We start from the raw sequence: 18050 nt of genomic DNA, 5'->3' as shown, positions 1-18050 counted from the left end.
GCGCTCTTTAATACACCGCCTGGATAGCGTTCGCCTGGCCCGCACAGTTTACGGCGAAGCTATCCACCACTGGACGCATGCCTGAGGTTCTTCTCGTGCCTGATATGAAGCTTTTTGCTGGTAACGCCACCCCGGAACTAGCACAACGTATTGCCAACCGCCTGTACACTTCTCTTGGCGACGCCGCCGTAGGTCGCTTTAGCGATGGCGAAGTCAGCGTACAAATTAACGAAAATGTACGCGGTGGTGATATTTTCATCATCCAGTCCACCTGTGCTCCAACTAACGACAACCTGATGGAACTGGTTGTTATGGTCGATGCCCTGCGCCGTGCTTCCGCTGGCCGTATCACTGCTGTTATTCCTTACTTTGGCTATGCCCGTCAGGACCGTCGCGTCCGTTCCGCACGTGTGCCAATTACCGCAAAAGTTGTTGCTGACTTCCTCTCAAGCGTGGGTGTTGACCGCGTTCTGACGGTTGACCTGCATGCCGAGCAGATCCAGGGCTTCTTTGATGTTCCGGTTGATAACGTATTCGGCAGCCCAATCCTGCTGGAAGATATGCTGCAGCTGAACCTGGACAACCCGATTGTGGTTTCTCCGGACATCGGCGGGGTGGTTCGCGCTCGCGCTATCGCCAAACTGCTGAATGACACCGACATGGCGATCATCGATAAACGTCGTCCGCGCGCTAACGTTTCTCAGGTGATGCACATCATCGGTGACGTTGCTGGCCGTGACTGCGTGCTGGTTGACGACATGATCGACACCGGCGGCACTCTGTGCAAAGCCGCCGAAGCGCTGAAAGAGCGTGGTGCTAAACGCGTATTTGCCTACGCGACTCACCCGATCTTCTCCGGCAATGCCGTGAACAACCTGCGCAACTCCGTTATTGATGAAGTTGTGGTGTGCGACACCATCCCACTGAGCGACGAGATCAAAGCGCTGCCAAACGTGCGTACTTTGACCCTCTCCGGGATGCTGGCAGAAGCGATTCGTCGTATCAGCAACGAAGAGTCTATCTCTGCCATGTTCGAACACTAATCGGACGCAGTCAGAAAACCCGCTACGGCGGGTTTTTTTGTCTGCAAGATGTATTTGTATGATTAATGCCTCCTTCACCTGCCATTGATATGACAGATGATGCGCACACGGATGATGATTGTGAAAAACGCTTCCTCTCATGTTCTTCCCTTCCGCGCCCTCATCGACGCCTGCTGGAAAGAGAAATATACCCTGTCGCGGTTTACGCGCGATCTTATCGCCGGCATTACGGTCGGCATTATTGCCATTCCATTGGCGATGGCGCTGGCCATTGGCAGCGGCGTGGCGCCTCAGTATGGCCTCTACACCGCCGCCGTTGCCGGGATTGTGATTGCCCTGACCGGTGGGTCGCGCTTTAGCGTCTCCGGGCCCACCGCAGCCTTTGTGGTGATCCTCTATCCGGTTTCTCAGCAGTTTGGTCTGGGCGGATTGCTGGTGGCGACCCTGATGTCCGGGGTATTTTTGATTCTGTTCGGTCTGGCGCGCTTTGGCCGGCTGATTGAGTATATTCCCCTCTCCGTCACGCTGGGCTTCACCTCCGGGATCGGCATCACCATCGGCACCATGCAGATTAAGGACTTCCTGGGCTTACAGATGGCCCACGTGCCGGAGCATTACCTGCAAAAAGTGGGGGCGCTGGCGATGGCGCTGCCGACAACAAACCTGGGCGATGCGGCGATTGGCGTGGTGACCCTGGGCACGCTGATCCTCTGGCCACGGCTGGGCATCCGCCTGCCAGGACACCTGCCCGCCCTGCTGCTGGGCTGCGCGGTAATGGGGATAGTCAATCTGCTGGGCGGCCATGTCGCCACTATCGGCTCGCAGTTCCACTACGTGCTGGCGGATGGCTCCCAGGGTAACGGTATTCCGCAGCTTCTGCCCCAGCTGGTGCTGCCGTGGGATCTGCCCGGCTCCAGCTTTACCTTAAGCTGGGACTCCCTGCGCGCCCTGCTGCCAGCCGCTTTTTCGATGGCGATGTTAGGGGCGATTGAGTCGCTGCTCTGCGCCGTGGTGCTGGACGGCATGACCGGCACCAAACATAAAGCCAACAGCGAACTGGTCGGCCAGGGGCTGGGCAACATTATCGCCCCGTTCTTCGGCGGCATTACCGCCACAGCGGCCATCGCCCGTTCCGCGGCCAACGTGCGCGCGGGCGCCACGTCGCCGGTCTCGGCGGTGGTCCATTCGGTGCTGGTGATCCTCGCCCTGCTGGTGCTGGCGCCCTTGCTCTCCTGGTTGCCGCTCTCGGCCATGGCCGCCCTGCTGCTGATGGTGGCATGGAACATGAGCGAGGCGCATAAAGTCATCAACCTGCTGCGCCGCGCCCCCAAAGACGACATCATCGTAATGCTGATCTGCATGTCGCTGACGGTGCTGTTTGACATGGTCATTGCGATAAGCGTCGGGATTGTGCTGGCATCATTACTGTTTATGCGGCGCATTGCCCGTATGACCCGTCTGGCCAGCGTCAATGTCGCCACGCCGGAAGACGTGCTGGTGCTGCGAGTCATCGGCCCGCTGTTTTTTGCCGCCGCGGAAGGATTGTTCAGCGAACTGGAGTCGCGCATTGCGGGGAAACGTGTCGTGGTGCTGAAATGGGATGCGGTCCCGGTGCTGGATGCCGGCGGGCTGGACGCCTTCCAGCGTTTTGTCCAACGTCTGCCGGAAGGCTGTGAACTGCGGGTGACCAATCTCGAATTCCAGCCCCTGCGCACGATGGCGCGCGCAGGGGTTCAGCCCATTGCGGGCCGTCTGGCGTTCTATCCTGACCGTGAGGCCGCGTTAGCGGATCTGTGACATCCGGCGCTGCATCATGATGCCTATCGCCTGCTGAAGCCACTCGAGCACAGCAGGCGTCATCCAGGTCCCTTTCATCAGATGCGGCTCCTGCTGCATCGCCTCGCGGAATTTTTGCTGAGTTGCAGGATTATCCCCTGCGTAAGACTGGAACAGCGCCAGCCAGTTTTCCGCCAGCCGCTGTGCTTCCGGACTCTCTGCCTGCACCCCTTCCCGGCTTGCCTGATGCAGTTTTGCCACCAGTGCAGGCCACTCCATCATGCGATCAAAATAGTGCGCACGGGTAAACGCCATCTCCTCGGGCGTCAGGTAGCGCTGCCAGATAGCCAGCTTGCTCTCGGCGAAGGCCCGGGTGATGAAATCGAGGATATCAGCGTCGATCCCCGTCTGCTCACGCATTTGCGGCTCCACGCTGTGCATCTCATTCAGGCGGGTCAGGAAGTCGGGGTTGCCTGCGGTATCCTGCTCAAGCTGCGTCATCCAACGCGTAGCCAGCCCGGTAGCGCGTGGGTCGGCAACGTCCACCTTTTCCGCCAGCATGCGGCGGGCTTCGGCCACCAGCCCGGCCCAGATCTCTGCCAGGGCGTCACTCTGCTGCGCAAACGGTAATACCTGTAACTCTTCTTTACTGAACCAGCGATCGTACATCGTCATTAACTCCAGCGTCTGTAACCAGGATTCCAGATCGGGCTCGGTGCCTGCGGCCAGCGTGCTATGCAAACTCACGAGCTGCTCGCGCAGCGTCTGAATGCTGCGCATCTGTTTATCCAGCAGAGCGATTTGCGCGCCCAGGAGATCCACCATGGAGCGCGGATCCCGATCGAGAACCTCTTTAATTTCGGCAAGCTCCAGCCCCGCTCTGGCTAACACCTGGATACGGTGTAGCCGCTGTACATCCGCGAGGGTATAAAGACGGTAACCTGCCGCACTTCTGGCAGAGGGCAGCAGCAAGCCGGTTTGCTCATAATGGTGTAATGTCCGAACGGTGATCCCCGCTCTCTTCGCCAACAGGCCAACCTGAATTAACATCGCTGCTCCTTTTATCTCGCCATCACGGTCACTCTGGTGCCTTACGTTACGTGAGGGTCAAGAAAAAAGGCAAAAAAAAACGGCTTCCGAAGAAACCGCTTTTCGCGCTGTCACAGGTTAGCTGTGCTTATGCTGTTCGCGACGGCAGCGTTTATCATAATGGCGCACCCACCAGTAGCGGTCGCAGACCTGTTCGTGGCCGCTGACGCGCGCCCCGGCCAGCCAGAGCACCGCTCCCAGGAAGATGCTCAACACTGCGCCATGGGCGAAGTATTGTGGCAGGTCAAGTTGCGGAAGCTGGTTTAAAATGGAATAACCGACGCCGACAACCATGACGACTAATCCCAACCCCATCAACACGTTACCGAGTAGCGAAGCGTTTTTGCGTTTCATATAGCACCTCCGGAACTTTGGGTTGTTAGGGAATAATCTCCCTATTCCTTGTGTGTAAAGTATAGACACCACCCGTTTTGCGGATTGCGTCAACGATCACAAATATCTACTTCGGTGCAACAAAACTTTACAAATAAGCCTTTGAGTAGCATGAAATTCTAATGGTTCAACGCCGGGATTATTCAGTTTCTACGTGTCGCTTAGCAGAATTTTGTCAACCGACGCGGCAGACAGTACACTACGCGCCAGACTTAGCACTTTCAGGAATAAAAACGTGACGATTAAACTGATTGTCGGCCTGGCTAACCCCGGCGCGGAATATGCTGCCACCCGCCATAATGCTGGCGCCTGGTATGTTGATCTGCTGGCCGAGCGGTTACGCGCCCCTCTGCGTGAAGAACCTAAATTCTACGGGTTTACCTCTCGCGTTAACCTGGCTGGCGCCGATGTGCGTCTGCTGGTGCCCACGACGTTTATGAATTTAAGCGGTAAAGCGGTGGCCGCGATGGCGACCTTTTATCGCATCAATCCGGATGAGATCCTGGTGGCGCACGACGAACTGGATCTGCCGCCGGGCGTGGCAAAATTCAAACTTGGTGGCGGCCACGGCGGGCACAACGGCTTAAAAGACATCATCAGCAAACTGGGCAATAACCCTAACTTCCATCGCTTACGCGTGGGGATTGGTCATCCGGGCGATAAAAACAAAGTTGTTGGTTTTGTCCTGGGTAAGCCACCGGTTTCCGAGCAGAAACTGATCGACGAGGCGGTAGACGAAGCGGCGCGTTGCACCGAAATCTGGCTCCAGGATGGTTTAACCAAAGCCACCAACCGTCTTCACGCTTTCAAAGCGCAATAACCGGCGCGAAACGGCTTTTTTGCCCCGCAGGCTGCCGGTTACGTGTATAATAGGCGTAGTTATTTACTTTTCTTCGACTCGTTAATGTTAACGTGTTGAATATCAAGATATTAAGGTGATTCAGAAATGGGATTCAAATGCGGTATCGTTGGTCTGCCTAACGTTGGCAAATCCACCCTGTTTAACGCGCTGACTAAGGCGGGCATCGAAGCGGCTAACTTCCCGTTCTGTACCATTGAGCCAAACACCGGTGTTGTACCTATGCCCGATCCGCGTCTGGATCAGCTTGCGGAGATCGTAAAACCGCAGCGCATTCTGCCCACCACCATGGAGTTCGTGGACATCGCGGGCCTGGTAAAAGGCGCCTCGAAAGGTGAAGGCCTGGGTAACCAGTTCCTGACCAACATCCGTGAAACCGAAGCGATCGGCCACGTTGTGCGTTGCTTTGAGAACGACAATATCATCCACGTGAACAACAAAGTGGACCCGGCTGACGATATCGAGGTGATCAACACCGAGCTGGCACTGGCGGACCTGGATACCTGCGAGCGCGCCCTGCAGCGCGTGCAGAAGAAAGCCAAAGGCGGCGACAAAGACGCGAAAGCGGAACAGGCTGCGCTGGAAAAATGTCTGCCACAGCTCGAAAACGCGGGCATGCTGCGCGCGCTGAAAAACCTGACTGACGAAGACAAAGCGGCGATCAAATACCTGAGCTTCCTGACCCTGAAGCCGACCATGTACATTGCCAACGTCAATGAAGACGGTTTTGAAAACAACCCATACCTGGACAAAGTGCGTGAAATCGCAGCAGCGGAAGGTTCTGTGGTCGTGGCCGTGTGTGCGGCTGTTGAGTCTGATATCGCCGAGCTGGACGATGCCGACCGTGAAGAGTTCATGGCTGAGCTGGGTCTGGAAGAGCCAGGTCTGAACCGCGTGATCCGCGCCGGTTACCAACTGCTGAACCTGCAGACCTACTTCACCGCTGGCGTGAAAGAAGTGCGCGCCTGGACTATCCCTGTCGGCGCGACGGCACCACAGGCGGCGGGTAAAATCCACACCGACTTTGAAAAAGGCTTTATCCGTGCCCAGACCATCGCCTTTGAAGACTTTATTACCTACAAGGGTGAGCAAGGTGCGAAAGAAGCCGGCAAGATGCGTGCAGAAGGGAAAGACTACATCGTTAAAGATGGCGATGTGATGAACTTCCTGTTTAACGTTTAAGGGTCATGCATCTGCGGATGCGTTAACTGACCTGAAAAAATCCACGCCATGGCGTGGATTTTTTTATCAAAGGCACGTTGTCTCGCCTGGAGAATCATTAAACAACCTTGCCCATTATTGCTCTGCTGAAGTGTAAAACCCCTTCCTGTATGCCGCAGGCGTCGTCGACAGCTGATTTTTGAAGTGATGACGCATCGTCGCCACGCTGCCAAACCCCACCTCCTCCGCGATACGCTCAATCGACAACTGGCTATTCTCCAGCAAATCCTGGCTGCGGCTCAGGCGGGCGTGGAGCAACCACTGGGCGGGCGTCTTGCCGGTGGTGGCGGTGAAACGGCGCAAAAAGGTACGCGGGCTCATCCCGACAAATTTTGCCAGCGACTCAACGGTATGCGGCTCGGCAAGTCTGGCGTACAGGTAGTCGAAGAGTGCCCCAAGGCGATGGCCTTCATAGGCGACAGGCACCGCCTGCTGAATAAACTGAGCCTGGCCGCCGTCGCGATGGGGCGACACCACCAGCCGACGCGCGACGCGGTTGGCCGCCACGCTGCCATAATCCCGGCGCACCAGGTGCAGACAAAGATCGATACCCGCCGCGCTGCCTGCGGAGGTCAATACATCACCGTTATCAATATACAGCACGTCAGGTGTGACCTTGATGGCGGGATAACGCTGTTGCAGCAGGTCGGTATAACGCCAGTGGGTGGTCGCCTGCCGGTTGTCGAGTAACCCTGCGGCGGCCAGCACAAAGACTCCGGAACAGATAGAGAGGATCCTCGCCCCACGTTGATGTGCCGCGACAAGCTGCTCGCACAGCGCGGCGGGCACCGGAACTTCGGCCCCCCGCCAGCCGGGCACGATGATCGTTCCGGCCTCACTCAGCAGCTCCAGCCCGCCATCCACCACCAACCTGAAGCCGCCCGTTGCGCGTAACTCACCCGGATCAACGCCCGCCACCGCAAAGCGATACCACTCCTCGCCCATCTCGGGGCGGGGCAGCGCGAAAATTTCGACGGCAATACCGAATTCAAAGGTACAGAGGCCGTCATAGGCCAGTACAACCACCAGAGGATTATTCATCACCACACTCAATGGGTTTTGTCATGATCTTGATGTTATCTGGCATTTCTGCCAGCTGTCAAAGCCGCGTCTCCGCCGTAGAGTAAAGGCTCATTCCTGGAGGTGTTTATGAGCTATGTAACTGATTATCCTGCTGCGTCGCCAGATGTCGCAGCAAACCATTTTTTACAGCGACTGAGCGTGGAAACAGACTGTGACGATGTGCATACCGCGTTTAAAGAGGGTAATGTCGATTTTGTGTTGCTGCATGTGGTCGGTAGCCCGGAGGCATTCGCCCGCCGTCATATTCCTGGGGCGCTGCACCTGCGACATCGCGATATGACCGAGCAAAGAATGGCGGAGTGGCCCTCCGATACAGTGTTTGTGGTCTATTGCGCCGGGCCGCACTGCAACGGTGCGGATCGCGCCGCGCTGAAGCTGGCGCAGATGGGCCGCCCGGTGAAAATTATGATTGGCGGAATGACCGGCTGGGCCGACGAAGGTTTTGCTTTTAACCCCCAGTAAAAGAGCCGCGATCCCGTCTGACCTGCGGGATCGCTGACACCTCTTTCACCTGCCCGACGCCGGATAGATCGTCTCTGTCGGCAGCACCCGACGATCAAAACGCCGCAAGCTATAATAGAGCGCTGCGGTACAGAACCAGCCAATCACCCACGAGACATCGTTGTCGGCAAACAGCCAGGTCAGCGAGCCGTGGTAGAGCGGGTTTTCAATAAACGGCAGCTGGATCAACACGCCAACAACATAGACGCTGATGGCAAACATGTTCCAGTGCCCGTAGCGACCACGGGAATCGAACAGCGCCGGAATATCTACCGCTTTACGGGAGATAATAAAGTAATCGGTCAGGCTGATGGCGCTCCACGGTACGAAAAAGGCCAACAGGAACAGCAGGAAATGGGTGAAGTGCTTCAGGAACGCCGGTTCGCTCAGCAGCGCAATCACGCACGAAAGGGCCACCATCAGTACCACAAAGGTCACACGGCTTTTCTGGTTCAGCGTCGTCTGCCGGCGAAAGCCCGAGACAATGGTGGTCAGGGACATAAAACTGCCGTAGGCGTTGAGGGTGGTAAAGGTGATTTTGCCAAAGCAGATCGCAAAGTAGATCACCATCGCCATCGCCTCGCTTTTACCCAGTCCGACGATGTAACTCACCTCATGTCCCTTGAAGGCGCTGCCGGCGATTGCCGCGGTGATCACCCCGAGCGTCATGGACGCCTGGGTGCCCAGCACCGTACCGCTGAAGACGGAGAGGAAGGTCTTCACCCCTGAGACGTCGCGCGGCAGATAGCGGGAATAGTCGGAGACGTAGGGACAAAAGGCGATCTGCCATGAGGAGGAGAGCGATACCGCCAGCAGGAACATCGGCATCGAGAAGTGGTTATTCTGCATCACAGCGCCCACATCGCTGGCGATCAGCAGAGCGATAAACAGATAGACAAACGCCAGCACCCCCACCACGCTCGCTACCTTGCCGAGCTTGTGGATCACCTTATATCCCAGCACCGCAATCACGATAATGATCGCGCTGAACAGGATCATACCGGCCACGTTCGAGATCGACAGCAGCCTGGCCATCGCCTGTCCGGCCAGTACCGTCCCGCTGGCGGAGAAGCCGACATACATCACGCAGACCAGCGCCAGCGGGATCATCGCACCCAGCACACCAAACTGGGCGCGACTGATGATCATCTGCGGCAGACCGAGGCGCGGTCCCTGCAGGGCATGAAATGACATTACCACCGCGCCCAGCACCTGCCCCACCAGCAGGCCAATGATGGACCACACCACATCCCCGCCCAGCACCACTGCCAGCGCCCCGGTCACAATGGCGGTGATCTGCAGATTGCCGCCAAACCACAGCGTAAACTGACTGAAGGGGTGGCCGTGCCGTTCATTATCCGGGATGTAATCGATGGATCGTGTTTCCGATATTCGCGTCCCGCCGCGCTTTGACTGCGCTTCTGAAGATGAAAAAGACGACATAGTTTCCTCTCTGAGTGGATGATTAATGCCCGTCAGAAACCCTGCTATACCTATGCAACGCCATATGACAGAACATGTATATACAACCATTGACATCCACCCACACGCATCTGATGGTGGATTTGTGAACTGAACTGTGAATAATTTGTAATTAACATGAAAACTATATGTGATTGAGATGGGTTTCGATCGACAGTCAAATCAGGCATCGCCATCACATATACCCGCTTAAGACAGGAGTGCAGATGAGCAATAACAGACGAGCGGTACCCGGCATTCGCCATTACGCCGGCCCTGCGGGGGGCTGGGGAGCCTTAAAAGCCACGGCGATTGCCGTGCGTACGCAGATGGACACCTTTGACGCTCCCGCCACGCTGCTGCGCACCAACCAGCCCGACGGCTTCGACTGCCCGGGCTGCGCCTGGCCCGACAAAGAACACAAATCCACCTTTCAGTTTTGCGAGAACGGCGCCAAGGCGGTGACCTGGGAAGCGACCACAAAGCGTGTCACCCCTGAATTTTTCGCTGAGCACACCGTCAGTACCCTGTGGTCAAAAAGTGATTTTGAGCTGGAAGGCTATGGGCGCCTGACCCATCCCATGAAATACGATCCGCAGAGCGACACCTTTCGCCCGGTGGCGTGGGACGAAGCCTTTGCCCGTATCGGCGAAGTGCTGCGCGGGCTGGCCCCGGATGAGGTGGAGTTTTACACCTCCGGGCGCGCGTCAAACGAAGCCGCCTTCCTGTATCAGCTGTTTGCCCGCCAGCTGGGCACCAATAATTTCCCCGACTGCTCTAATATGTGCCACCAGGCCACCAGCGTCGGCCTGCCCCGCTCCATCGGGATTGGCAAAGGCACCGTCTCGCTGGAGGATTTCGACCATACTGAGCTGGTGATCTCCATCGGCCATAACCCGGGCACCAACCATCCACGGATGATGGGCACCCTGCACGAGCTCTCCCGCCGGGGCGTGCCGATTATCGTTTTTAACCCGCTGCGCGAAACGGCGCTGGAGCGCTTCGCCGATCCGCAAAATGTCAGAGAGATGGCGACATACAGCGCCACCGATATCGCCTCGACGTACTATCAGGTTAAAGCCGGGGGCGACGCCGCGGCGTTAAAAGGTATCGCAAAACATCTGCTGGTGCTGGATGCGCTGGATCATGACTTTATCGCCAGCCACACCCAGGGGTTTGCCGATTTTGCCGCCGATATCGCCGCCACGGGCTGGGAGGCCATCGAGCGCGAGTCTGGCCTGAAGCGCGCCGATCTGGAGAACGTGGCGCGCCTCTACGCTAAGTCCAGCGCCACCATCATCACCTACGGCATGGGGATCACCCAGCACAACAAGGGTACCGCCAATGTGCGTTTGATCGCCGATCTCCTGCTGCTGCGCGGCAATTTTGGCAAACCCGGCGCGGGCATCTGTCCGTTACGCGGCCACTCCAACGTGCAGGGCAACCGCACCGTGGGGATCACCGAAAAACCGACCGCGGCCTTTCTGGACCGGCTGGGCACGGTGTTCGGTTTTACCCCACCAGCCACCCACGGCCACGACGCGGTACAGGCGGCGCAGGCGATGATTAACGGCGAGGCCAAAGCGCTCCTCTGCCTCGGGGGGAATTTTGCGGTAGCGATGCCCGATCACGACAGGGCGTTTGCGGCGCTGAAACGTCTCGATCTCAGCGTACAAATCGCCACCAAGCTGAACCGCACCCACCTGCTGGTCGGGAAAGAGACATATCTTCTCCCCTGCCTGGGGCGCACTGAACTGGATATGCAGCAGAGCGGCCAGCAGTCAATCACCGTGGAAGACTCGATGTCGATGGTGCATGCCTCCCGCGGCAAGCTCAAACCGGCCTCTCTCTGGCTACGCTCGGAACCCGCCATTGTCGCCGGGATCGCCCACGCCACCCTGCCTCACAGCAAAACCGACTGGCTGGGCCTGGTGGAGGATTACGACCGCATTCGCGACGCTATCGAGCAGACGCTGCCGGGCTTTGAAAATTTCAACGCCCGCATCCGGGTGCCGGGCGGATTTCGTATGCCGCTGCCGCCCACGGAGCGCGTCTGGCCCACCGCCAGCGGCAAGGCGATGTTTTCGCTGTTTGAGGGTGTGAGCGAGAACAGTCCGGGCGAAGGTGAGCGCGTGCTGCGTCTGGTTACACTGCGTAGTCACGACCAGTACAACACCACCATCTATGCCCTGGATGACCGCTATCGCGGCGTGTTCGGCCGGCGCGACGTGCTGTTTATGAACGAAGAGGATATGCAGCAGTTGGGGCTGGAGCATGGCGATCGGGTAGATATTCATACCGCCCTCCCCGGCTCACAGCAGCGTCTGGATGACATCACCGTGGTGGCCTACAGCATTGCCCCTGGCACGGTTGCTGGCTACTACCCGGAAGCGAACGTGCTGGTACCGCTGGATTATCTCGATAAAGAGAGCGGTACGCCGTCGTACAAATCAGTGCCCGTCCGCCTGAGTCTGCGCTCAAAGGAGATCCGCGCCCTCTAATCTCTTCTCACGCCGTCACCGATCCGGTGTGTTGCCCGGATCGGTGATGCTCTCTCTGTTCAGTTTGACGCCGGTCAGCAAATAAAAAGGTCAGGTGGGTTCAGCATCTAACACTGACGTTCCGTAGGAATTGTCGATGGTGCACAGCCAGCGGTCATTTTCCAGACGGAATACATAGGTTGCACGCCGGGTGATCTCTGTTGTAGCGCCCTGTTCATCCGGGTAAAAAAGCTGGGATTCCATGATCACCAGCGCATCTCCTCCGCCTTCAATGATCTGGATATCGCCCTGCTTCACAACGAGCTGATCCTGGAAATAATCAGAAATGGAAATAAAGGCGCTGCGGATATTGTCTTTACCTTTAACGATCATACCGGGCTTAACCACCAGCGCGGCGTCGTCGGCGTAGTGCTCCATCAGCGAATCAAAATCTTTGGCTAAGATCGCCCTGTCACACGCCTTAATGATATTGCGAAGCGGGTGTTCGTACATGTGCATACTCCCTGTTCAGTGATTGCCTCTATTCACTGTATCACCCGTCGGCGCAAAGTGTTGGCCGGGCAAGCGAAAGTGCCCGGCTGGCCTTTCTGGAAGAGGTCTCGCAAAGCCAAAAGTAAATCCATGTAATACCCGGTTGTGGGTTTTCATACTTCAATCACGGTCATAAAGTGACCGCATTGCGGCACATTTGCCATTGTGCCAGGGAACTATCAGGCGTTGTATGCAGGGAGCAATAAGTGCGTATAGAAGAAGAGGTTTTTCTTGACGATTATGGTATGAGGAGAAAAAGATTCGTCTACGATCATCGGGTTCATCACAGCTACGTCTTTGTTGCTGGTCACGAGGTATATACCGTGATTGTGGGCAGTCTGTTAGATGAAGCGACATTTACTCGGATCGGATATGAAATGCCGCCAGCCATTCCATTCCCGATCAATGGAATGGCAGAAGTCTGTTTTGATACTTTCGACGGTATGGGGGGCCTGGCTGATTTTCGTCATATTAAATTCAAAGGATTAGGCAGCGCTGTTGTTTTGCAATCAGTTTCCCTGGCCTTAATCGCTCACGCAGAGAAACTTCACATCGGGGGATTTGTTTTTCAGGCGGCTTCTGGAGGCGTGGTGGATAAGGGGCGCCGCACCTCTCTGGAAGAGATCTATGACGTTCTGCTTGGGTTAAAAAATGTACCGCGCTACAATCCGCACACAGGGTTGCCAAAAAGAACGCCGCGACCACTGATACAGGGAGATGTCCATGCCTACAAGAGAGTTACAGAAGGGAGAGCCTGCTATGTCGTATTGCAATAAGCACGAACATTCCGCGCTTCTTGCCCCTGGTGACAGGGAAAAGAGAGTATTTCAGGCATTAGCATCTGCGGAGTTGCACACTCATGGCATCAGTGCAGAGGCATATATTCACGATCTTAAAGCCGAACTGGCTGCAGTTAAAAAACGATCTTCTGCCACCCTGCTTCGCAAAAAACTAAATGCATCATCTGGGCGAGAATAACCCGACATCTGAGCGTAGCTTCCAGCAACAGGCCCAACAATCGGGCCTTATTTTTTGCAGATTAAGTGCCTAAAAAATACCCCGCCGCGCAAAACGCTACCACTCCCGCGATCACCGTGGCAAAGAGTCCGCGGGTAAGAATGCCCACCAGAGTGGCAAACGCCGCCGCCAGCAGCGAGATGCTGATCCCCGAATCTGTCATTGCAGGTTTACTCATCAGTTCGGCGGCAACCAGGGCGGCCATGATGGCGGTGGGGATAAAGCTCAGCCACTGCAGCAACACCTCCGGCAGCCGAAAGCGGGATAACAGCAAAACCGGCACGGTACGCATCAGGGCAGTGACCAGCGCCGAGGCGAGGATCGCCAGCAGAATATTTCTTTCCATCTTATTTTCCTTTCCGGGCGCGTAACAGCAGCGTCGCCAGCGTGGCGGCAAGGGATGCGGCCAGAATGACCACCAGACTGAGCGAGCTACTCCCGGCAGTCAGCAGTGTGATCGCCACCGCGACGACAATATTGATGGTTTCGAGGATCTTCCTGCGGCTGGCAAACCACATCATCAGGATCAGGCCGATAAACATCGACACCAGGCTGAAGCCCAGCCCCTCCATCAGCGAGGCGGGCAGCGTGGTTGCCAGCCATGCTCCGGCCACACAGGCGATGATCCAGTTCAGCCAGGCGGTAATATTCAGCCCCAGCATCCAGGGGTAGCTGATTTTGCCCTGCGGGCTGGCGCGCTGCACCGCCACGCCAAAGGTTTCGTCGGTCAGCAACAGCCCGCTGACCACTTTCTGCAATGTGGTGTAGTCACGAAAAAAAACGCTCATGGAGGAGCTCATCAGCAGGTAGCGCAGGTTGACCAGCAGCACGCTCAGCACCACGGAGGCCATTTCCGCCCCTGCGGCCCAGAGTGAGTAAAACAGGAACTGCGCCGAACCGGCGTAGAGGGCGCTCGCCAACAGCGCGATTTGCCCGGTGGTAAACCCGGAGAGCGTGCCTATCGCCCCCGCCGCAAAGCCAATGCTCCAGTAGCCTGCAATGGTGGGGAGACAGGCAGCAATACCGGCCCGAAATTCGTCCGTGACGGACGCGGGATGTCCGGTATTTATCTTCATCAACATCGTTTCTTCCCTTATATTACTTAGCTCAATAACTATCTTAAGAATCAACAGCAAACGCTATAGTAAAATCCCGCTTAGCCGTGAAATTTCTTCAGGTTGTGGGAGCCAGAGAATTCAGACGCTTAGTTTTAGCGAGCGAAATACCACCATAACAATGCCAATGAAAATAATGGCGATCAGTATGCTGGCACAGCGCATAACGGCCTGGATCGGCTCGGCCAGCCATAACGTATCCTGTATAAAAACGATGATCCAGGCCACAGTAAACTGACGTCCGAAATAACTGATGGAAGATTTTCCCTGTTGCAGATGACACCCCAGCCATAATCCCGCGACCAGTATTGCTATATACACCGGGGGATAATGATGCATGAGAGGTAAAAGGATAAAACTCAGCAATGTAGCGGCAATGCACCCGTATAAACGTTGCTGCATTCGCTGGCCGATCTGCTGTTGTAGGGGCTGAGTCGAGGCAGGAAGAATAAAGACCGCCAGCACTGAAACCATCGCCTGCCAGAATCCCGTCAGCTGGAAAACGAGCAATATCGGCGTCACCAGTAATAGTGTAATCCCGGCCTGCAGGGGCAATAGCGGTCGATGAGCTGGCTCAGGGTGACTCTCCTGATGCGGCGGTGCAACCTGTCTGCGCCGGTTTAACGGATAAAAGAGCAAAGTAATCGCAATGCAAACTACGCAGCCCAACACCACCTCTTCGATACGGTTAAACGTAAAACGTAACAGATGACGAAGCTCACTGTTCTTCTGCGCTTCAGCCATCACCATCATGGATGTGACCGCCCCCAGCACCCAGGAATAGGACCAGCGGGAGATGTCCGCTTGCCATACCGCCACGCCCCCGACAACTGCGCAGAACAGGACCAGAAACGCCGAGTCCTGGACGAGATACGTGGTAAGCAAGAGTGCCAGCACACCGCCCAGCACGGTTCCTGTCACCCGGTTAAACGCCCGAACCGTGGAGGCCTTCACTGAATTATTCATCACCGCATAGCTACTCAGTGCTGCCCAGCCAGAGTAATCAAAACCCGCCAGATCGGACAACAGCACCGACACCAACACGGCTGAGATGACCTGAATTGCGAATAATTCTTTCAGCGTTGCTGCAGCCAGACGACTTAGCCAATTTTTGAGTTGAGCGGTCGGTGAATGAAAGCTGATGTTCACGATCTTCTCCCTCTATTTATGTGGCTAAAAGGGAGTGTAGTTATCCGCGCAGGGCAAGCAAATCACCCGGTATGACCTTTCTGGAAGCCGCCTCGCAAAGTCTCAAGTAACCTTATGTAATTCGGGGTTAACTCTTTTTATCAGGGGATCGGCGTCGTAGAGTGACTGCGTTGCGGCACATCCGCAATCGGGCGTAGGAACCCGTACTTTCACGACACGACAATATTTTTTGTCGCGACAGCGCTCATCCCGTTAAAATCACGGTGGCGCTGGCGGAGCAGCCGCGAGGCTGGCCGTTTTTGTCGTGTACGGCATTCCTACCTCCGTCAGCGCTACCACTCATGAGCGTAGGAACTCATGGGATGGTGAGGAGATTTTTAAAAAGGAACACGACATGACAACTCTCTCTAATCTGTATTATACCCCATCTGACGAAAGCGTTATTCATCAACTTACCGCCCTGCCCTTTCCGGCTGATGCGGATCTCTTCGAGACCGCCGAACATTGCGCCGCACTGGTGAGCGTGCTGGTTGAAACTGACGACGCAGCTATATTCAGTGCGCTTTGTGAGCGTTTACTGCATGGCCTTCGCCAGCTGCGAGAACTCTGCGATGCCGATCTGCCGCCGTACCTGGTCGCACAGCTTATCGTGGGGGAGAAAGTCGCCTCCTGCGTACCGGATTGCTGGCAGGAAACCGCGTTACAGGTGGATTATGCGCTGGCGTTAACAGAGGCGCTGCTGGCAGGCACTCTGCCGCCTGGCGTAACGAAGGAATTAACAGATTTGCTGCATGATATGGTGTGGTTGTTGGCGGAGTTTGTGAAGGAGCGGTATATTACGGCGCACTAAGCGCTGCTGAACGTCTGGGCACATAACCCGGTCAGTGAGACCGGGTTTGTGCTGGTTATAGGTGTCTTTCTTTCATCCTGGCGACAGTGAAAATCAATAGTGTATTGATGATTACTGACGCAGTGAGAACGGATAACATGAATAAATCATTCCACGCCTGCTCGGTAATAAATCCAAACCGATCGCTGAAGCGCTTGAACAAATATACTTCAGGCAGGAGCAGGTAAAATGCTGAAAAAATCACGAGAAATGACAAGAATTGAATAAGCCATAAACCTGCGTGTTTCGCTGGCGTCATCGTTAATACACCTGAATAGTGCCGTAAGCGTTAAGTGATGCGGATACCATCACTGTAGGGGTTCTTAGGAGTGCTTCCCGTAGTACTGCAAAATGACAACGAGAAGGAAGCGTAATGCAGCCGTTACTGATCCCTTTATATCCTGCAGGATGAAGTCTGAAGTTCCCTCTTTCCACTTGTTCAATAAATGTGTGATCATCGATATTCCCATCTACGCGATACAGAGCGAACCATATTGAGTGATCAGGGCCCGTCTCTTGCGTTGCAAAAACATCTTTTACGCGTGTACTTAAGCTACGGGGCCGGTCAACAATATAATATTTACCCGGCGGCAGTGGACCAATATCCTTTATGGCAACTGAATCAGGATTATTCCGGTGCTGTCCTGTATTACCCGAATACGCAGGGAAAAAACCAATACCCGTACAGCTCAGATTAGACAAAGCATTGCCGTTAAGCCGAAAGGTACAATGAATCATCGGTCGTTCCACGCATCAGTAAAAATGATATTTCCGTCGCAGTGCTTCCATGTAATCTTTTCATAGCGGAGCGAAACAGATTCAAGATGATTATGTTTTTCGGTGCTGGCATTTTTGAGTTATGCATCAGAGGACAGACCGAGACGACTTTGACACCTTCCAGCAGCATATTGAAGTATTCAACTTCCTGCCCGGCATCGTTGATGTGATACCACTTAAATTCGGCACTTTTTAGCGTCTGGCCTTTCGCTACTGCCTTGTACAAGTAGGGACTTGATGAATCGAATTCCTTTTCGAAGGTTAATGCACTATGCACTCGAGTTCCTGTAATTTTACCCGTCATGTTATCTGTGGGTAGATGTAGACCATGCGCGAAACTATGAATCTCAATGCTGCCCTCTCGAGCCCTTACATCTACAGAACCTTTAATATCTGCCCCACCGTCATCTTTAAGCCATAAGTAAGCTGGAATAGCCATGATCTTTAATCTCCATTTGACCTTAGAAACCATAATTATAATATGGTTATTTTCGACGGTATATAGATTAATTAACTGTGTAGATTGTCAAATGTCAAAAACCTAAAACCTCGACAAAGTAATTGGCTAGCTTATGAGTATTATTTAAATAATATATTTTATAAATGTTAATATCTATTCATTATGTTTTGCTTAGCACCAAAACC

At 55.2% G+C, this 18050-nt stretch carries 19 protein-coding genes and 1 pseudogene; 9 read left to right on the top strand and 11 right to left on the bottom strand.

Going from position 1 to position 18050, the window contains the following annotated elements:
* The first annotated feature begins 95 nt into the window (after positions 1-95).
* Both prs and dauA read left to right on the top strand, forming a co-directional pair.
* Positions 96-1043 carry a ribose-phosphate diphosphokinase gene (prs, locus tag B3X29_RS18235; RefSeq protein ID WP_003856663.1) on the top strand — a complete coding sequence of 316 codons (948 nt, stop codon included), beginning with the start codon at positions 96-98 and terminating at the stop codon, positions 1041-1043.
* A 120-nt stretch (positions 1044-1163) separates the two neighbouring features.
* Positions 1164-2840, top strand: coding sequence for a C4-dicarboxylic acid transporter DauA (dauA, locus tag B3X29_RS18230; RefSeq protein ID WP_197080164.1), 1677 nt, complete (start codon positions 1164-1166; stop codon positions 2838-2840).
* Here dauA and B3X29_RS18225 read toward each other — a convergent pair.
* Together B3X29_RS18225 and ychH are read right to left on the bottom strand one after the other, a co-directional pair.
* Positions 2826-3869: a MerR family transcriptional regulator gene (locus B3X29_RS18225; RefSeq protein WP_103179955.1), complete on the bottom strand. Its 1044-nt coding sequence runs from the start codon at positions 3867-3869 to the stop codon at positions 2826-2828. The genes dauA and B3X29_RS18225 overlap by 15 nt on opposite strands.
* A 117-nt stretch (positions 3870-3986) precedes the next feature.
* A complete protein-coding gene (gene ychH / locus B3X29_RS18220; RefSeq protein ID WP_103179956.1) occupies positions 3987-4262 on the bottom strand; it encodes a stress-induced protein YchH in 276 nt (91 codons plus the stop codon).
* A 274-nt stretch (positions 4263-4536) separates the two neighbouring features.
* Between ychH and pth the strand changes: the two genes are divergently transcribed.
* Both pth and ychF read left to right on the top strand, forming a co-directional pair.
* Entirely contained in the window at positions 4537-5121 is a 585-nt protein-coding gene (gene pth, locus B3X29_RS18215; protein WP_103179957.1) for an aminoacyl-tRNA hydrolase, read from the top strand.
* Positions 5122-5247: 126 nt separating this feature from the next.
* Positions 5248-6342, top strand: coding sequence for a redox-regulated ATPase YchF (gene ychF, locus B3X29_RS18210; protein ID WP_103179958.1), 1095 nt, complete (start codon positions 5248-5250; stop codon positions 6340-6342).
* 114 nt (positions 6343-6456) lie between these two features.
* Here the strand turns inward: ychF and ftrA are convergent, their stop codons facing one another.
* Positions 6457-7422 carry a transcriptional regulator FtrA gene (gene ftrA, locus B3X29_RS18205; protein WP_156654673.1) on the bottom strand — a complete coding sequence of 322 codons (966 nt, stop codon included), beginning with the start codon at positions 7420-7422 and terminating at the stop codon, positions 6457-6459.
* Positions 7423-7530: 108 nt separating this feature from the next.
* Between ftrA and B3X29_RS18200 the strand changes: the two genes are divergently transcribed.
* Positions 7531-7926 (top strand): rhodanese-like domain-containing protein, encoded by a 396-nt coding sequence (locus B3X29_RS18200; protein ID WP_103179960.1) that lies wholly within the window; start codon positions 7531-7533, stop codon positions 7924-7926.
* A 45-nt stretch (positions 7927-7971) separates the two neighbouring features.
* Here the strand turns inward: B3X29_RS18200 and B3X29_RS18195 are convergent, their stop codons facing one another.
* Positions 7972-9357 (bottom strand): purine-cytosine permease family protein, encoded by a 1386-nt coding sequence (locus B3X29_RS18195; protein WP_201304737.1) that lies wholly within the window; start codon positions 9355-9357, stop codon positions 7972-7974.
* Between the two features lie 296 nt (positions 9358-9653).
* Between B3X29_RS18195 and B3X29_RS18190 the strand changes: the two genes are divergently transcribed.
* Entirely contained in the window at positions 9654-11927 is a 2274-nt protein-coding gene (locus B3X29_RS18190; RefSeq protein WP_159339483.1) for an FdhF/YdeP family oxidoreductase, read from the top strand.
* 90 nt (positions 11928-12017) lie between these two features.
* Here B3X29_RS18190 and B3X29_RS18185 read toward each other — a convergent pair whose 3' ends face one another.
* Positions 12018-12419, bottom strand: coding sequence for a YybH family protein (locus B3X29_RS18185; RefSeq protein WP_103179963.1), 402 nt, complete (start codon positions 12417-12419; stop codon positions 12018-12020).
* Positions 12420-12664: 245 nt separating this feature from the next.
* Here B3X29_RS18185 and B3X29_RS18180 point away from each other — a divergent pair, with 245 nt between their 5' ends.
* Positions 12665-13234, top strand: a complete 570-nt coding sequence (locus B3X29_RS18180; RefSeq protein WP_156654677.1) for a hypothetical protein — start codon at positions 12665-12667, stop codon at positions 13232-13234.
* Positions 13218-13436, top strand: coding sequence for a hypothetical protein (locus B3X29_RS18175; protein WP_139156348.1), 219 nt, complete (start codon positions 13218-13220; stop codon positions 13434-13436). The genes B3X29_RS18180 and B3X29_RS18175 overlap by 17 nt, the downstream gene beginning before the upstream one ends.
* Before the next feature lie 61 nt (positions 13437-13497).
* Here the strand turns inward: B3X29_RS18175 and B3X29_RS18170 are convergent, their stop codons facing one another.
* The 3 genes from B3X29_RS18170 to B3X29_RS18160 all read right to left on the bottom strand — a co-directional run bounded on the left by B3X29_RS18170 (position 13498) and on the right by B3X29_RS18160 (position 15739).
* Positions 13498-13821, bottom strand: coding sequence for an AzlD domain-containing protein (locus tag B3X29_RS18170; RefSeq protein WP_103179964.1), 324 nt, complete (start codon positions 13819-13821; stop codon positions 13498-13500).
* 1 nt (position 13822) lies between these two features.
* Positions 13823-14557: an AzlC family ABC transporter permease gene (locus tag B3X29_RS18165; protein ID WP_103179965.1), complete on the bottom strand. Its 735-nt coding sequence runs from the start codon at positions 14555-14557 to the stop codon at positions 13823-13825.
* A 114-nt stretch (positions 14558-14671) separates the two neighbouring features.
* A complete protein-coding gene (locus B3X29_RS18160) occupies positions 14672-15739 on the bottom strand; it encodes an FUSC family protein (protein ID WP_159339484.1) in 1068 nt (355 codons plus the stop codon).
* Between the two features lie 394 nt (positions 15740-16133).
* Between B3X29_RS18160 and B3X29_RS18155 the strand changes: the two genes are divergently transcribed.
* Positions 16134-16589: a hypothetical protein gene (locus B3X29_RS18155; protein ID WP_159339485.1), complete on the top strand. Its 456-nt coding sequence runs from the start codon at positions 16134-16136 to the stop codon at positions 16587-16589.
* Positions 16590-16644: 55 nt separating this feature from the next.
* Here the strand turns inward: B3X29_RS18155 and B3X29_RS18150 are convergent, their stop codons facing one another.
* The 3 genes and pseudogenes from B3X29_RS18150 to B3X29_RS18140 all read right to left on the bottom strand — a co-directional run bounded on the left by B3X29_RS18150 (position 16645) and on the right by B3X29_RS18140 (position 17844).
* Positions 16645-16887 carry a hypothetical protein gene (locus B3X29_RS18150; RefSeq protein WP_103179968.1) on the bottom strand — a complete coding sequence of 81 codons (243 nt, stop codon included), beginning with the start codon at positions 16885-16887 and terminating at the stop codon, positions 16645-16647.
* A 2-nt stretch (positions 16888-16889) separates the two neighbouring features.
* Positions 16890-17366 (bottom strand): DUF2778 domain-containing protein, encoded by a 477-nt coding sequence (locus B3X29_RS18145; protein WP_159339486.1) that lies wholly within the window; start codon positions 17364-17366, stop codon positions 16890-16892.
* Positions 17363-17844, bottom strand: a pseudogene (locus tag B3X29_RS18140) (Hcp family type VI secretion system effector). Before B3X29_RS18140 ends, B3X29_RS18145 begins: the two are co-directional and overlap by 4 nt.
* Between the last annotated feature and the right edge of the window lie 206 nt (positions 17845-18050).

Origin of the sequence: Leclercia sp. UBA5076, from assembly GCF_002416465.1 — a bacterium.
In the GTDB taxonomy this organism is placed as follows: domain Bacteria; phylum Pseudomonadota; class Gammaproteobacteria; order Enterobacterales; family Enterobacteriaceae; genus Enterobacter.
The sequence above is the reverse complement of the archived record's forward strand: the minus strand, read 5'-3'. Positions and strand labels throughout refer to the sequence as shown.

Coding starts and splice junctions, on each gene's coding strand:
- B3X29_RS18155 (WP_159339485.1), top strand. CDS start 16,134: ATGACAACTCTCTCTAATCTGTATTATACCCCATCTGACGAAAGCGTT.
- ftrA (WP_156654673.1), bottom strand. CDS start 7,422: ATGAATAATCCTCTGGTGGTTGTACTGGCCTATGACGGCCTCTGTACC.
- B3X29_RS18165 (WP_103179965.1), bottom strand. CDS start 14,557: ATGTTGATGAAGATAAATACCGGACATCCCGCGTCCGTCACGGACGAA.
- B3X29_RS18185 (WP_103179963.1), bottom strand. CDS start 12,419: ATGTACGAACACCCGCTTCGCAATATCATTAAGGCGTGTGACAGGGCG.
- B3X29_RS18150 (WP_103179968.1), bottom strand. CDS start 16,887: ATGACGCCAGCGAAACACGCAGGTTTATGGCTTATTCAATTCTTGTCA.
- ychF (WP_103179958.1), top strand. CDS start 5,248: ATGGGATTCAAATGCGGTATCGTTGGTCTGCCTAACGTTGGCAAATCC.
- B3X29_RS18145 (WP_159339486.1), bottom strand. CDS start 17,366: ATGATTCATTGTACCTTTCGGCTTAACGGCAATGCTTTGTCTAATCTG.
- B3X29_RS18175 (WP_139156348.1), top strand. CDS start 13,218: ATGTCGTATTGCAATAAGCACGAACATTCCGCGCTTCTTGCCCCTGGT.
- B3X29_RS18190 (WP_159339483.1), top strand. CDS start 9,654: ATGAGCAATAACAGACGAGCGGTACCCGGCATTCGCCATTACGCCGGC.
- B3X29_RS18170 (WP_103179964.1), bottom strand. CDS start 13,821: ATGGAAAGAAATATTCTGCTGGCGATCCTCGCCTCGGCGCTGGTCACT.
- ychH (WP_103179956.1), bottom strand. CDS start 4,262: ATGAAACGCAAAAACGCTTCGCTACTCGGTAACGTGTTGATGGGGTTG.
- B3X29_RS18200 (WP_103179960.1), top strand. CDS start 7,531: ATGAGCTATGTAACTGATTATCCTGCTGCGTCGCCAGATGTCGCAGCA.
- B3X29_RS18225 (WP_103179955.1), bottom strand. CDS start 3,869: ATGTTAATTCAGGTTGGCCTGTTGGCGAAGAGAGCGGGGATCACCGTT.